The sequence below is a fragment of the Actinocrinis puniceicyclus genome, assembly GCF_018283645.1.
Taxonomy (GTDB): Bacteria; Actinomycetota; Actinomycetes; order Streptomycetales; family Catenulisporaceae; genus Actinocrinis; species Actinocrinis puniceicyclus.
In genome coordinates, this window is sequence record NZ_JAGSXH010000040.1 from 13,059 (window position 1) to 26,895 (window position 13,837).

Genomic DNA, 13,837 nt, shown 5'->3' on the forward strand with positions numbered 1-13,837 from the left:
CTAAGCCGCCCCCGTCGGCCGAAGGCGCGAATTCGGCCGGCTGTAATGTCTGGGGCGTGAGCACACCCCACGTGACCCGGCAGAGCGCGCGGGACTCCGCACCCCCGGCCGAGAGCGTGCCGGTCCAAGGCGCAGCGGCCGCTGCCGCGCCCACGGTCGCACCGACCACGCCACCGCCCGACGCCACACCTGCGCAACGACACCCGGAGGCACCCGCCCCGGGCATCGAACTCGGACAGCACTACCCGATGTGCTTCGCCTGCGGTGATGAACAGGCCAACGGCCTGCATCTGCGGGTGTTCGCCGCCGAGGGCGTCGCCGTCACCGCTCAGTTCGAGGTCGCAGCGGCGCACCAAGGCGCCCCCGGTCTGATCCACGGCGGCCTGCTCACGCTCGCTTTCGACGAGGTGATGGGCTCGCTGCAGTGGATGATGCGCATTCCGGCGGTCACCGGGCGGTTGGAGACCGACTTCCTGAGGCCGATCCCGCTGGGCCGCACGGTGCACTTCGCCGCGCGCTGCCGCGGCGTACACGGCCGCAAGCTCTACCACTGCGCCGAGGGCCGGCTCGACGGCCCGGACGGCGAGCCGGTGGCCCGCGCCAGCGCGCTGTTCGTCGAGGTGCGGCTCGACCACTTCGCCAAGCACGGCCGCGCCGAAGAAGTCCAAGCGGTGCTCGACAATCCCGGCGATCACCGGACTCTGCGCGCCTTCGAGGTGAATCCGTGACGGAACACCTGGAAGAGTTGGAGCGCTCTGCGGCGGCCGGACCCGGTCCGTCGGCGAGCCAGGGCATCGACGGCACGGTGGACGTGCTGGTCACCCGGCTCGACGAGGGGCTGCCCCTGCCCAGCTACGCCCATCCCGGTGACGCGGGCGCGGATTTGCGCACGACGGTGGACGCGGTCGTGGAGCCGGGAGAGCGCGTCGTGCTGCCCACCGGTCTGGCCCTGGCACTGCCGGAGGGCTATGCGGCGTTCGTGCATCCACGCTCCGGTCTCGCCGCGCGTTACGGAGTGGCCTTGGTCAACTCCCCTGGAACGGTGGACGCGGGGTACCGTGGCGAGGTCAAGGTGATCGTGGTCAATCTGGATAAGAATGCCCCTGTGGTATTCCACCGGGGAGACCGGATCGCCCAACTCGTGGTGCAACGGGTCGAACGTGCCCGTTTCCGCGAGGTCGTGCGGCTGCCGCAGGCGGCGCGCGGCACGGGCGGATTCGGCTCCACCGGCCGATAGGCGCGGCGCCGCGATCAGAGTCGGACGCGGACAGCCGCGGACAGTGGTTACAGGATGGGGAGACGAGACGATGTTCCGACGGCGAGGGCGCGACGCGGGTCAGGAGCCGGAGGACGGCTTCGACGAGTCGGCCGACGACGTCTACGAGGACGCGCAGAGCGCAGCGCGGCCGACCCCGGAGCCGGGTTCCGGCCGGGAGAACGGCCCGTGGGACGCGGCGGAGCTCGACGACCCCCAGGAAGGCCGGATCGACTTCGGCGGCCTGCTGATCCCGGCGGCCGGCAACATTCGGGTCGAGATGACCGAACAGGGCCAGCTGGTGGCCATCCGCGTCGAGCTCGGGCAGAGCGCTTTGCAGGTCAACGCCTTCGCGGCGCCGCGCAGCGAGGGTATCTGGGCGGAGGTGTGCGACGAGATCGCGGTCGAGATCACGAAGCAGGGCGGCATCGTGGACCGCGGCGTCGGCCAACTCGGCCCCGAACTGCGGGCGCGGGTGCCGGTGCGGCTGCCCGACGGCAACCAGGGCATGCAGGTCATGCGTTTTCTCGGTGCCGACGGTCCGCGCTGGTTCCTGCGCGGCGTGGTCTACGGGCTCGGCGCCGTGCAACCCGAGGCAGCCGCGGCGGTAGACCGGGTGTTCCGGGAGATCGTGGTCGTACGCGGCACCGAGGCGATGGCTCCGCGTGACCCGATCCCGATGGAGATGCCCAAGAACGCCCAGCCGGCCGAGCAGCCACCCGCTGAGGAGGCTTCTCCGTACAGCGGCGGGCTCAATCCGTTCGAACGCGGCCCGGAGATCACCGAGGTGCGGTAACTGCTGGTCCGAACGCGCCTACGCGGCGGCGAGTCGACCGGAGGGGCTTGCGAAATCGCATGGGGAACACCCCTGATCCGGCCGGATCCCTCGCCGTCGCGCCGCGTTTGGCTACGATGCACGGCATGCCAGGTTTCCCCCCACCCGACGCGGCTGCGCCCCTTTTTTCCGCTCGCGAGGGCGCAGTCTCCGCTCACGAGGGTGCAGCCACCCCCCACTGCGGCGCAGGGCCCGCGGCGGTCTCCGAGGAGGCGGCCGTGGTCCCGGAACCGCGCGACGGCGCCCCGGGCGCCACCGATGAGGAGCGCCTAGAGGCGTACAAGGAATCGATCCTCGCCAACTTCGGCGGCAAGCGCGGACTCACCGAGACCGGGCTGCCGAGCATCCTGTTCATCGCGGTCTTCACGGCGACCAGGAACCTGAACGAGTCACTGTGGTCCGCGGTCGCCGTCGCGGCCGCGCTGACCGTGGTGCGGCTTGCGCAGCGCGACAAGCTCCAACACGCTCTGGGAGGGCTGTTCGGCGTCGTGGTGTGCGCCGGATTCGCCAAGTACACCGGCCAGGCGAAGGACTTTTACCTGCCCAGCGTGCTGCTCAACGTCGGAGAGGCGCTGCTGTTCAGCGTCAGCGCCCTGGCGCGCTGGCCGATCGTCGGTCTGGTCATCGGTCCGATCACCGGGGAGATGATGGCCTGGCGCGATCATCCGGAGCGGCTGCGGGTTTTCACGATCTCGACCTGGCTTCTGGCCGCCATGTTCGCGTTGCGCGTGGCCATCGAGATCCCCTTGTACCTCGCCAACCAGATCACCGCGCTCGGCGCGGCCAAGGTCGTGCTCGGATATCCCCTGTACATCGCGGTCGTGTTCGTCTGCTGGCGGATCATCAAGAAGGCACCGTTGCCCGCACAGCCATCGTGAGCCTGCGCGTGCCAGGCGTGTTACCGCACCAAGCGACGCTCCCCGGCGGCTGCCTCTCCATCCTCGGAGAAGGCAGCCGCCGGGGAGCGTCGCTTTTCGTGCAACTTTCTCGCCGCCGGGGCACGCCCTACTGCGCCGAGAGCAGTTCTTCCAGTTGCTGCTCGCGATCGGGAGCGGCGACGAACAGCAACTCATCGCCGGCTTCCAGCGGATTCTCCGGGCTCGGCACGAGCACTCGTCCGCCGCGTAACACGGCGACCAACGCCGTGTCCTCCGGCCACGCGACCTCGCCGATGCCCGTGCCGACAAGCGGCGCATCCGCGGGCAAGGTGAGTTCCACCAGGTTCGCGTCGCCCTGGCTGAACCGCAGCAGCCGCACCAGGTCGCCGACCGAGACCGCCTCCTCGACCAGCGCCGACATCAGGCGCGGAGTCGAGACCGCCACGTCGACGCCCCAGGCGTCGTTGAACAGCCACTCGTTCTTGGGATGGTTGACCCGGGCCACCACCCGCGGCACCCCGTACTCGGTCTTGGCCAGCAGCGAGACGACCAGGTTGACCTTGTCGTCCCCGGTGGCGGCGATGGCCACGTTGCAGCGTTGCAGCCCCGCCTCGTCCAGCGAGACGATCTCGCAGGCGTCCGCCAGCAGCCACTCGGCGCGCGGCAACTCGTCCACGGCGATCTGGTGCGGCTCCTTGTCGATCAGCAGCACCTCGTGCCCGTTCTCCAGCAGCTCCACGGCGATGGAGCGGCCCACGTTGCCGGCTCCGGCGATGGCGACGCGCATCAGTGTCCCGGTCCCTTCGCGAAGATCTCCTCGACCTTCGGCAACTCGGAGGCGAGCAAGGCCACGTGTGCGAGGTCGCCTTCCTGCAGCACGGTCTCGTTGTTGGGAAGCATCGCGTGCCCGAGACGGGTGAGGGCGGCGATACGCACGCCTGCCGCGTCCTCCAGGCGCGAAACCCGGTGGCCGACCCAGCTCGCGTTCATGTTCACCTCGGCGAGGATCACGGTGCCGGACGGGTCCCGCCAGTGCTCGTCCGCGCCGGCCGGCAGCAGGCGCCGCAGCATCTGGTCCGCGGTCCAACGCACGGTGGCCACCGTGGGAATCCCGAGCCGCTGGTAGATCTCCGCGCGCCGCGGGTCGTAGATGCGCGCGACCACGTTCTCCACGCCGAAGGTCTCCCTGGCCACCCTGGCGGCCAGGATGTTGGAGTTGTCGCCGCTGGAAACCGCGGCGAAGGCGCCCGCGCCCTGGATTCCCGCGTCGATGAGCGTGTCCCGGTCGAATCCGGTGCCGGTCACCCGGCGGCCCGCGAACCCCGTGCCGAGACGACGGAAGGCGTTCGGATCCTGATCGACCACGGCGACCGAGTGGCCCAGGTCCTCCATGCTCAGGGCCAGCGCGGAACCCACGCGGCCACAGCCCATGATCACGATATGCAACTGCCTGGTCTCCTCGGTCCGTCTGCGGCGCGCACCCATACAGGCCGCACGGGCTTTCGCCGCTCTGTGTCTATCATCTGTCGGGCGTGCCGCCCAGGGCGGGGTTGGCGGCCGTCCGGCGGCAGGCTCAGAAGGTTCTACCCTGGTGCTTGAGCCTGACCGAACCGTCCGGCGCGGTCGCCCGCTGTAGATCGGATCCCCCAGTGCCCGCTCGTTACGCATCCCGCACGAAGTCCGCTCGCGAGAACGCTTCCACAGGCCGCTCGCGCGCCGAGCGCCCGGAGACGCGCGCCGACCACGGCCCCAGCATGGCGGGGCAGCGCTTCGAGGTGGAGATCGGCCCCGTCGCGCACGGCGGGTTCTGCGTGGCGCGGTACGAGGGCCGGGCGGTGTTCGTGCGGCACGCCTTACCGGGCGAACGTGTTGTGGTCGAGGTGACCGAGGGAGCCGAGGGCGACCGCTTCCTGCGGGGCGATGCCGTCGAGATCCTGCTGGCCTCGCCGGACCGGGTCGAAGCCCCCTGCCGGTTCGCCGGGCCGGGGAAGTGCGGCGGCTGCGACTGGCAGCACGCGACCCCGCAAGCGCAGCGGCGGATGAAGGCGGCGGTCGTCGCGGAACAACTGCGCAGGCTCGCGAAGATCGACCGGGAAGTCGTCGTGGAGGAGTTGCCGGGAACGCCGGACGGCCTTGGCTGGCGCACCCGCGTTCAGTTCGCCATTGACGACGAAGGCCGCGTCGGCCTGCGTAAGCACCGCTCGCACGAGATCGTGCCGGTGGACCACTGCGTCATCGCGTCACCTGACGTCGAGCAGGCGGGTGTCGAGTCGCGCGCTTGGCCCGGCATGGCGGGCGTGGAGGTGATCGCCGCGACCGGGTCGTCCGATCGGACCGTCGTCGTCACGCCGCGAGCGGGCCACCGCGTGCCACTGGTCGAGTTGGACGTGCCCGTGTCCGTTCTGCGCGGCGACGGCAAGGGCGGCACCCAGCGCATCCACGGCCGCGGCCACGTGCGGGAGGTCGCCCTCGGGCAGACGTGGAAGGTCAGCGGGTCGGGCTTCTGGCAGGTGCACCCGGCAGCGGCCGACGCGCTCGCCGCGGCCGTCCTCGACGCGGTGAAGCCGCGGCCGGGGGAGACCGCGATGGACCTGTACTGCGGCGTCGGCCTTTTCGCGGCCCCGCTCGCCGCGGCGGTCGGCGCGGACGGCGAGGTGGTCGCGGTGGAAGCCGACGCGGCCGCACTCGCCGACGCCTCCGCCAACCTGGCCGGGTTCGAGCAGGTCGTGCTGGTGGAGGAGCGGGTGGACAGGGCGCTGGACCAGGCGCCGGAGGGTTTCGAGGCCGAGGTCGTAGTGCTCGACCCGCCGCGGTCCGGTGCTGGGCGCGCGGTCGTGGACCGCATCGCGGCGCTCAAGCCGCGCGCGATCGCGTACGTCGCCTGCGATCCTGCCGCGCTGGCGCGAGACACCGCCTACTTCGCCGAACGCGGCTACACGCTCGCCGACCTGCGGGCTTTCGATCTGTTCCCGATGACCCACCATGTGGAATGCGTGGCGACGCTTGTCCGGGACGATCGCTAGGATCGTCTCAGGCGAGCCGCGACTGGCGCTTCGGCGTGACAGACAGGCCGACTAGGTGGGCGTAACCACCGGGAAGCGGCCCGCCGTTCCGAGTGGGCACCGTGCGCCTGGGTGTTCGCCGCCACCGTAGTTAGCCCAACGATGGAGGCAGACATGCACGAGCCCGCCGTACCGCATCTGGCCGCGGCCGACCCGCAGATCGCCGGTCTGGTCCAGGATGAGGCACGCCGCCAGTACGAGAAAGTCCGGCTGATCGCCTCGGAGAACTACGTCTCCGCCGCGGTGCTGGAAGCCACCGGCACAGTGCTGACCAACAAGTACTCCGAAGGCTACGCCGGCAAGCGCTACTACGAGGGTCAGCAGATCATCGACCAGGTCGAGACGCTGGCCGTGGAGCGCGCCAAGGCGCTGTTCGGCGCCGAGCACGCCAACGTGCAGCCATACTCGGGCTCCCCGGCGAACCTCGCCGTCTACCTGGCCTTCCTCAGCCCGGGCGACACGGTGCTGTCGATGGACCTGCCGATGGGCGGCCACCTCACCCACGGCTCGCCGGTCTCGGCCACCGGCAAGTGGTTCCGGCCCGTGCATTACGGCGTGCGCCGGGAGACCGGCCGCGTCGACATGAACGACGTGCGCGAGATCGCGCTGCGCGAACGGCCGAAGCTGATCATCTGCGGCGGCACCGCGATTCCGCGCACGATCGAGTTCGCCGCGTTCGCCGAGATCGCCCGCGAGGTCGGCGCGATCCTGCTGGCCGACATGGCGCACATCGCCGGCTTGGTCGCGGGCGGCGCGCACCCCTCGCCGGTCGGCCACGCCGACGTGATCTCGACGACCACGCACAAGACGCTGCGCGGCCCGCGCGGCGCGATGCTGCTGTCCACCGCCGAGCACGCCAAGGCGATCGACAAGGCCGTCTTCCCGGGCCTGCAGGGTGGCCCGCACAACCACACCACGGCGGCCATCGCGGTGGCGCTGAAGGAAGCGTCGCAGCCCTCGTTCAAGGACTACGCGGCCAACGTCGTGGCCAACGCCCAGGCGCTCGGCGAGGCGCTGATCGAGCACGGCTTCGACCTGGTGTCCGGCGGGACGGACAACCACCTGCTGCTGGTGGACCTGACCAACAAGGGCGTCACCGGCAAGGTCGCCGCCAAGGCCCTGGACGCGGCGGGCGTCGAGCTGAACTTCAACACCGTCCCGTTCGACCCGCGCCGCCCCTTCGACCCCTCCGGCCTGCGCCTGGGTTCGGCCGCGGCCACCACCCGCGGACTGGGAGCGCAGGAGATGGCGCAGGTCGCGCAGTGGATCGACGCGGCGGTCGCGGTGGCCGCGCGGGCCGGCTCGCTCGACGGCCTCAAGGACCGGCAGGTGGCCGCCGACCTCGACAAGATCGCCGGAGAGATCAGGGAACTGCTGAGCGGCTTCCCGATGCCAGGCTGGGCCGTCGAGCGCTGAGCCGGGCCACGCCGTGTTCGAGTGCTGCCGCACACCGCCGTGCGGCAGCACTCTGACGCATCGGCTCCTGCGCGGCCCGCCCGGCGCGTCACGGCGCGATGTGGTCTAGGCCGCAGTTTCGCCGCCGCCGAGCCCGGTGACCTGGGGTGATAGGAATGGGGCGGAGAGTGGCCGACAACAAACCCGGGCGAGTTTGCGCGCAGGGCTTGGCGGTTATGCCCTTGTGACCCTATCGTTATCAGTGCTCCGCCTAGGTGCGGAGTCCGCCGGGGCCGGTGCGCCCGGTGGCGTGCGTTCCCAACCCTGAGCGGGGAACACCCGTCACCGGACGTGAGCCGAAGGACGGCCCGGGCGACGACGTCGGATTGAGCCTCCGGCTGTGCGGACACGTGGATAGTAGGGCCGTGGCGGGCGACCGTCGCGGCCCTCTACTTTTCTGTGTCCTACTCGCAACCTCGGCGGTGCGCTCGGCGCGGGTTGTATGGGCCTTGTCGGTGCTGAGCGCGACCATGGAGACATGGACCGTCCGCCCTCCCCAGCGCCGCTGACACGGCAAGCGCCGTCGGTGCTGCACGTGGACATGGACGCGTTCTACGCGGCGGTCGAGCAGCAACACAAGCCGAGCCTGCGCGGCAAACCCGTTGTCGTCGGCGGCGTCGGCCTGCGAGGAGTGGTTTCCACCGCGAGCTACGAGGCGCGTGCGTTCGGCGTGCGTTCCGCCGTCCCGACAGCGCTCGCACGACGGCTGTGTCCGAACGCGGCGTACCTCTATCCGCGCTTTGCCGCGTACCACGCGGTCAGCACCGTCGTGATGCAGCTGCTGCGGGAGCTCTCGCCCCTGGTGGAGCCGGTGAGCCTGGACGAGGCATTCGTCGATCTCGCGGCGATGCCTGACGGAGCACCTCGGGATATCGAGCAGGTGCGTGGGATCGCGGAGGAGTTACGCTCCAGGATCGCGCGGCGCACCGGCCTGACCGCATCCGTGGGTGGCGGGACCTCGAAGCTGATCGCGAAGGTCGCCTCGGACGCGCAGAAACCGGACGGCTGCGTGATCGTCCCGGTCGGCGGCGAGCTGGACTGGCTCGATCCGCTGCCGGTGCGCGCGCTGTGGGGCGTGGGTCCCGCGACCGCGGACCGGCTGCGCAAGATCGGCGTCGGCACCGTCGCCGAGCTCAGGGTCCTGACCGAGTCCGACCTGGTCGGGCTGCTCGGCACGGCGTGGGGCGGCATGCTGTTCCGGCTGGCCCGGGGCATGGACGCGCGTGCGGTGGAACCGGAGCGGCCGACCAAGTCCATCAGCGCCGAGGACACCTATCCGCACGACCTGGCGGACCGTGCCGCGATGCGCGCCGCGGTGACGCAGCTCGCCGAGCGGGTGGTGCGCCGGCTGCGGTCGGCGGGCCACACCGGGCGCACCGTGACCGTGAAGGCGCGCGGTCATGACTTCACCACGGTGACCCGTTCGGAGACCTTCGGCGCGCCGACAGATGACGAGCGTCTGGTCGTGGAGGCCGCGATCAGGCTGCTCGACGATGCGGTGCCGGCGGCGACCGCGTCCTCGACGGGCATCCGCCTGCTCGGTGTCGGCATTTCAGGACTCGCCGACTACGCGCAGGGCGACCTGGTGGCGGAGCTGGCGAGGCTTGAGCGCGCACTCGGCGCCGCCGAGGCGCGAGCGCAGGCAGGGGCCGGCGATGGCGGCGCCCCGGGCGACGGAGAGGCTGGTACGGGCTTCGCCGAGCCGAACCCGGCCGGGCCGGATGGCGAGCCGCCGCCCGGCGCTGGTGCCGGTGCCGCCGCTGCGCATGGGGAGAGCGGCCCGGCGGTTCCGGCGGTAACACTGTTCGGCCCGGTCCCGGTGGACCGGGCGGCGCGTAGGTGGCTCGCCGGGCAAGACGTGCGGCACGCGCAGCGCGGACCGGGCTGGGTGCAGGGCGCCGGGGTTGGGCGGGTTACCGTGCGATTCGAGGGACCGGACACCGGGCCCGGCCGAATAGGTACTTTCCGGGCGGACGATCCCGATCTCGAACCGCTGGATGCGGGAGAGGTTGCTCGGGAGGCGCTGCGGTCACGTCAGTCGCCGGCTTAGCCGAGGCCCCGGTGTGCCCGCGGCCGGTCGCTGCGGCCGGCGCGACCCCGTGACAGGTGCCGGAAGTCCGTTCAGATCACACCTGGCATGGCCTAATCTGATCACGCAGCGCGCGGAGGACACCGCGCGCGACCGCCGTCGAAGTGAGGCCCTGCCGTGGTTACCGACCGCACGAATCCCAGAAGCTCGGTGCGGACCGCTGTGTTGTGGGGCGTGGTGCGTTCGGCCCTGGAGACGATCAAGCGCGAGCCGGCTGCGGGCGATGTGCGCTCAGGGCGAGCCGCCGCCGGCGAGCCGGGCCCACCCGTACCGCTCGACATCGTGGACGTCGGCGGCGGCACCGGCGGCTTCGCCGTCGCGCTTGCCGGGCTCGGACACCGGATCACCGTGATTGATCCGAGCCCTGACGCGCTGGCGGCGTTGGAGCGGCGGGCGACCGAGGCTGGGGCCTCCGACTCGGTGCGGGCCGTGCAGGGCGACCTCGGCACGGTCTTCGACGTGCTCGAACCCGGCTCCTGCGACGCGGTGCTCTGCCACGGCGTGCTCGAGTACGTCGAAGACCCCGCCGAGGGCTGCCGTAGTGCCCGCGGTCTGCTGCGTCCCGGCGGCATTGCAAGTTTCCTGGCGGCGAATCGCACGGCGGTCGTGCTCGCCCGAGCGCTCGGCGGCCATGTCGCCGAAGCCCTCGCGGCGCTGCATGATCCCCGCGGCCGGTTCGGCGCGCACGACCCGGTGCCGCGCCGCTTCGGCGAACAGGCACTGCGCGACCTGGTCGAGCAGGCGGGGCTGACCGTCCACGCAGTCCACGGCGTGCGCATCTTCGCCGACCTGGTGCCGGCCGCCGCCATCGACGTGCCGGTCGGCAGCGGGCCCGCGGCCAACGTCGCCGATCTGCTCTCCCTCGAAGCCGCCGCCTCGGCGCTGCCCGAGTTCCGGGCCATGGCCACTCAGCTGCACGTGCTCGCCGGCCTGGACGAGGCGTAACCTGACTGCGTGGCGTGACGCAGTGTCATCCTCTCGCCCCGCCCGGGCCGCTGAGGACGGTCCGAAAGCGGAAAATTGAGCAGCGCCGTTCCGCACACGCGGGGGCCTGCCTATCCTTGACCTCAAGAGGTGTCGGTGCTGAAACACCGCAGCTCGCCCTTGCGTAACGTCCAGCGAGGAGGACCCCGTGCCGCTGTCCGAGCATGAGCAACGGCTGCTCGAGCAGATGGAGCGGGCGTTGCACGCCGAAGATCCGAAGTTCGCGTCCGCGCTCCAGGGAAACAAGCTGCGCCGCAGGCTGCGCCGCCGGGTCGGGTTCGCCGTGGCGGGGGTGCTCGCAGGGGGAGCGCTCATCGGCTATGGAATAGTCGCTGGGCGGGTCGCGCTCGACGCCGCGGGTGCGGCGGTTGTCGTGGCCTGCGCGTGGCTGGCGTGGCTCAGCTGGCGCCGCATCCCGGCCCCCGGGCAGATCGTGCCCGCCTCCAGGCTGAGGCCGCGCCGCACGCCGCGGTCCGGCTCCTTCCGCCAGCGCATGGAGCTGCGCTGGCAGCGGCGCCGCGAGCGCGACGGGTTCTGACCACCTGGACCGCGGCCGCTGCGCGCCGGCCGTCTTCCGGCCGGCCTGCCGGGAAGCCTGGCAGCGTCGCGCACCGCGCCACCCGGAGGGTGTCCCGTTCGGTTCCCTGGCCGAGGTGACGACCGGCATGCCGCGGGATGGCCGGGTTGTCGATCGCCCGATCCGTTCCCGATCCGTTCCCGGGCCGGGCCGAACCCTTCTCAATCCTCTTTCTCGTGCCCGCGGCCGCCACGGTAGATCGACGCGGACATCCGCTCGCGCCGCTCACGCAACCGGGTCAGCGAGGACGAGGGCAGGATCGCGGCCCTGATCCGGTTCCCGCGCCCGGCGTGCTCGGCCAGCGCTGCCCGCAACGTACGCAGATCCCTGGGCAATGCCCGCAGCGCGGGCTGGTCGTACTGTGCGCTCTCGGCATATCGGGCGTGCTCGGTCAGCGTCGTCACTCGGCCGAACGCCGCCCGTGCCTCGTCGTCCATGCGCGCGGCCGCGGTCAGTCTGGACGCCGCCTGGCGCGGGGTGTCGCTGTCGACCCATGCGTAGCCGAGGTCGTCCGCGCACTCGCGCAGCTCCGCCCACGCAGCCAGGGCGACAATGGCCATCGGAGAGCGCTGCGTCCGCTCCTGCCGCCAGCGCCCGATGCCGGGCTGCTGCTGCGTCGGCTCCTCGCCCCGAGCGGCCCGGGCGAGATAGCGCTCGGCCTGCTTGACCAGGGTCCGGCGCTTGCGGCGGCGCCCAAGCCGGCCCACCGCCGGGACCGCGGCCAGCGCCAGCAGCACCAGCAGTGCCAGCTTCGCGCCGACCTGCGCCGGGCTGCCGGTCAGGAACCAGCGTTCGAACCAGCGCGGGATCACCCCGAACGGGCCCCAGGAGGCGAACTGCCGCGACCCGGCCAGCGGGCCGCCGTTGTCCGCGCCCTCGCAACCGCCGGAGATGCGCCGGACCTGAGCCGAGCACTGGCTGGCACTCGCGCTCGGATTCGCCGTCGGGTTCTGTGCCGACTGCGAAGGCAACGCGCTCGCGTGCAGCTGGCCCGGCGTGACGCGCGTCCAGCTCGGGGAGCTGCCCCGCCCTGAAGTCTGGATGCTGACCGTCGGCTCGAAGCGCAGCCAGCCGATTCCGTCGAAGTACAGCATGGGCCAAGCGTGCGCGTCGTGCGTGGTGACGACGTATGTTCCGTCCACCTGGGCGGTGCCCGGCGTGAAGCCGACGTCGACGACCGCCGGGATGCCCAGGGAACGGGCCATCGCGGCCATCGTGCCGGCGAACTGCTGGCAGAAACCCTTGTGGTTCTTGAGGAAGGTCTCGATCGAGTCGTTGCCGTCCCCGGCCGGCACCGACAGGCTGTAGGTGAAGTTCGCCAGGAACCAGTCCTGCAACTCCACCGCCTTCTCGTACGGGGTCGTGCCGCCCGCGGTGATCGTTCTGGCGGTGGCGCGCACGTCCGCCGGGAAGTCGGACGGGAGTTGGAGGTACCGGCCCAATGACGAGCTCAGCGGCCCGGTCGCAGCCTCCAGCTGTCCGCTGGTGGGTGCGACATCGGCGCTGACAACCGCGTACCGCAGCCCGTTCCGGGAGCGTGCGGCCGAGTCACCGGGCACGATCTCAAGAGTGCTCGGGTCGTACAACGGCTGGGAGATGCCCGTGACGGTCTCGGGTGCGTAGGGCACCGGGACCGCGCTGAAGGAGAAGTCCGCGATGACGGAGATCCGCGTCGTCACTTCCGTCTGCTTGATCCCTGCGGTGGTCAGGCCGGGAATGGTGACGCTCGCGGACTCCAGCGGGTTGCTCGGCACCGAGGCCGAGGTCCATTTCTCGCCGTCGAACTTGTCCAGGACCGACATCTGCAGGTAGTCGGAGCGAACTTGAGGCGAGCTGGTGGTGTAACGCAGCAGTGCCACGGGACTCGACGAAGTCAGCGACTTTCGGATGTTGACGGTCTGGTCGATGCTGAACGTGCCCCCGCCTCCGGTCCCGTTGCCGCCGATCGTCTTGAACACGCCGGGCAGGGTCGGCACGAACCAGGGCAGCACCAAGGCGGCAGCCACAGCGGTGACGGTGATCTTGCGGGAAAGCGAGCTGTGCGGGTTGTTCACCGGTCCCGAAAGCTCGCCGGCCGTGTGTGTCGGGCCGCCGAGCGCCCGGCCCCAGCGGCTGAGCCGGTCGTGGCCCTCGGCGCTGACCAGCGACAGGTAGCCCGCGGCCGACACCGCGAACGCGAGCCAGCTCAGTCCGCCGGGTCGGCGCGTGGCCGGGATCAGGTAGACGGCGAGCAACGGCAGCCCGGCGAGCACGGCGCGGCGGAAGGTCACCGCGAGCGCGTCGATCAGGATCGCGAAGGCCGCGCACACGATGGCCAGGATCGTGGTGATGCCCGGGGTCGGGGCCGCGGGCGGAGCGTCGCGGCTGATGTCGGCCTGGCCCGCGGAGACCTGGTCGGCCAGCTCGCGCCATGCGCCGGGACCCGGGATGATCAGTGCGACGGCGTTGTCCGCGGCGCGCAGCAGGGTGAGCGCCAGCACGGCGGCGACCAATTGCGCCAGGATGACCAGCGGGCGCGCGAGCCCGCCGGCGCGGGCGAGATAGCCGGCCGCTCCGGCCACCAGGATCAGTGCGAAGCAGACGAACAGCCACGGGCCGGTCTGCACCAGACGCGTCAGGCCGAGGGTCGCCGCGGCGGTGGCCACCCCGGCGGCGACGGTCAGGCGCAGCGGAGCACGGCCGGTCTTCGTCATCGTGCGGCT

General features: G+C 71.4%; 12 protein-coding genes and 1 riboswitch. Of the genes, 9 read left to right on the forward strand and 3 right to left on the reverse strand.

Annotation, left to right across the window (positions count from 1 at the left end):
- Positions 1 to 116 precede the first annotated feature (116 nt).
- The 4 genes from KGA66_RS13355 (at position 117) to KGA66_RS13370 (ending at position 2,968) form a co-directional block, all read left to right on the forward strand.
- The gene (locus KGA66_RS13355; RefSeq protein ID WP_438822038.1) at positions 117 to 728 is read left to right on the forward strand and encodes a PaaI family thioesterase; all 612 of its coding nucleotides are present in this window, start codon (positions 117 to 119) and stop codon (positions 726 to 728) included.
- A 65-nt stretch (positions 729 to 793) separates the two neighbouring features.
- Positions 794 to 1,237 (forward strand): dUTP diphosphatase, encoded by a 444-nt coding sequence (gene dut, locus KGA66_RS13360; RefSeq protein WP_211468353.1) that lies wholly within the window; start codon positions 794 to 796, stop codon positions 1,235 to 1,237.
- A gap of 70 nt (positions 1,238 to 1,307) precedes the next feature.
- Positions 1,308 to 2,051 carry a DUF3710 domain-containing protein gene (locus KGA66_RS13365; RefSeq protein WP_211468299.1) on the forward strand — a complete coding sequence of 248 codons (744 nt, stop codon included), beginning with the start codon at positions 1,308 to 1,310 and terminating at the stop codon, positions 2,049 to 2,051.
- Positions 2,052 to 2,308: 257 nt separating this feature from the next.
- Entirely contained in the window at positions 2,309 to 2,968 is a 660-nt protein-coding gene (locus KGA66_RS13370) for a DUF3159 domain-containing protein (protein ID WP_211468301.1), read from the forward strand.
- A 127-nt stretch (positions 2,969 to 3,095) separates the two neighbouring features.
- Here the strand turns inward: KGA66_RS13370 and KGA66_RS13375 are convergent, their stop codons facing one another.
- Together KGA66_RS13375 and KGA66_RS13380 are read right to left on the reverse strand one after the other, a co-directional pair.
- Positions 3,096 to 3,755, reverse strand: coding sequence for a potassium channel family protein (locus KGA66_RS13375; protein ID WP_211468303.1), 660 nt, complete (start codon positions 3,753 to 3,755; stop codon positions 3,096 to 3,098).
- Positions 3,755 to 4,414 (reverse strand): potassium channel family protein, encoded by a 660-nt coding sequence (locus tag KGA66_RS13380; RefSeq protein ID WP_211468305.1) that lies wholly within the window; start codon positions 4,412 to 4,414, stop codon positions 3,755 to 3,757. The genes KGA66_RS13375 and KGA66_RS13380 overlap by 1 nt, the downstream gene beginning before the upstream one ends.
- Positions 4,415 to 4,722: 308 nt before the next feature.
- Between KGA66_RS13380 and KGA66_RS13385 the strand changes: the two genes are divergently transcribed.
- From KGA66_RS13385 to KGA66_RS13405, 5 genes are all read left to right on the forward strand, one after another.
- Positions 4,723 to 5,991 carry a class I SAM-dependent RNA methyltransferase gene (locus KGA66_RS13385; RefSeq protein WP_211468307.1) on the forward strand — a complete coding sequence of 423 codons (1,269 nt, stop codon included), beginning with the start codon at positions 4,723 to 4,725 and terminating at the stop codon, positions 5,989 to 5,991.
- Positions 5,992 to 5,999: 8 nt separating this feature from the next.
- A riboswitch (ZMP/ZTP riboswitch) is annotated at positions 6,000 to 6,111 on the forward strand.
- Positions 6,112 to 6,144: 33 nt separating this feature from the next.
- A complete protein-coding gene (gene glyA / locus KGA66_RS13390; protein WP_211468309.1) occupies positions 6,145 to 7,446 on the forward strand; it encodes a serine hydroxymethyltransferase in 1,302 nt (433 codons plus the stop codon).
- 517 nt (positions 7,447 to 7,963) lie between these two features.
- Positions 7,964 to 9,535, forward strand: coding sequence for a DNA polymerase IV (locus KGA66_RS13395; RefSeq protein WP_211468311.1), 1,572 nt, complete (start codon positions 7,964 to 7,966; stop codon positions 9,533 to 9,535).
- A gap of 189 nt (positions 9,536 to 9,724) precedes the next feature.
- On the forward strand, positions 9,725 to 10,519 hold the full coding sequence (locus tag KGA66_RS13400; RefSeq protein ID WP_211468313.1) for a class I SAM-dependent methyltransferase: 795 nt from the start codon (positions 9,725 to 9,727) through the stop codon (positions 10,517 to 10,519).
- A 187-nt stretch (positions 10,520 to 10,706) separates the two neighbouring features.
- On the forward strand, positions 10,707 to 11,096 hold the full coding sequence (locus KGA66_RS13405) for an SCO2097 family morphological protein (protein ID WP_211468315.1): 390 nt from the start codon (positions 10,707 to 10,709) through the stop codon (positions 11,094 to 11,096).
- A gap of 200 nt (positions 11,097 to 11,296) precedes the next feature.
- Here the strand turns inward: KGA66_RS13405 and KGA66_RS13410 are convergent, their stop codons facing one another.
- Positions 11,297 to 13,828 carry a transglutaminase TgpA family protein gene (locus KGA66_RS13410; RefSeq protein WP_211468317.1) on the reverse strand — a complete coding sequence of 844 codons (2,532 nt, stop codon included), beginning with the start codon at positions 13,826 to 13,828 and terminating at the stop codon, positions 11,297 to 11,299.
- Positions 13,829 to 13,837 lie beyond the last annotated feature (9 nt).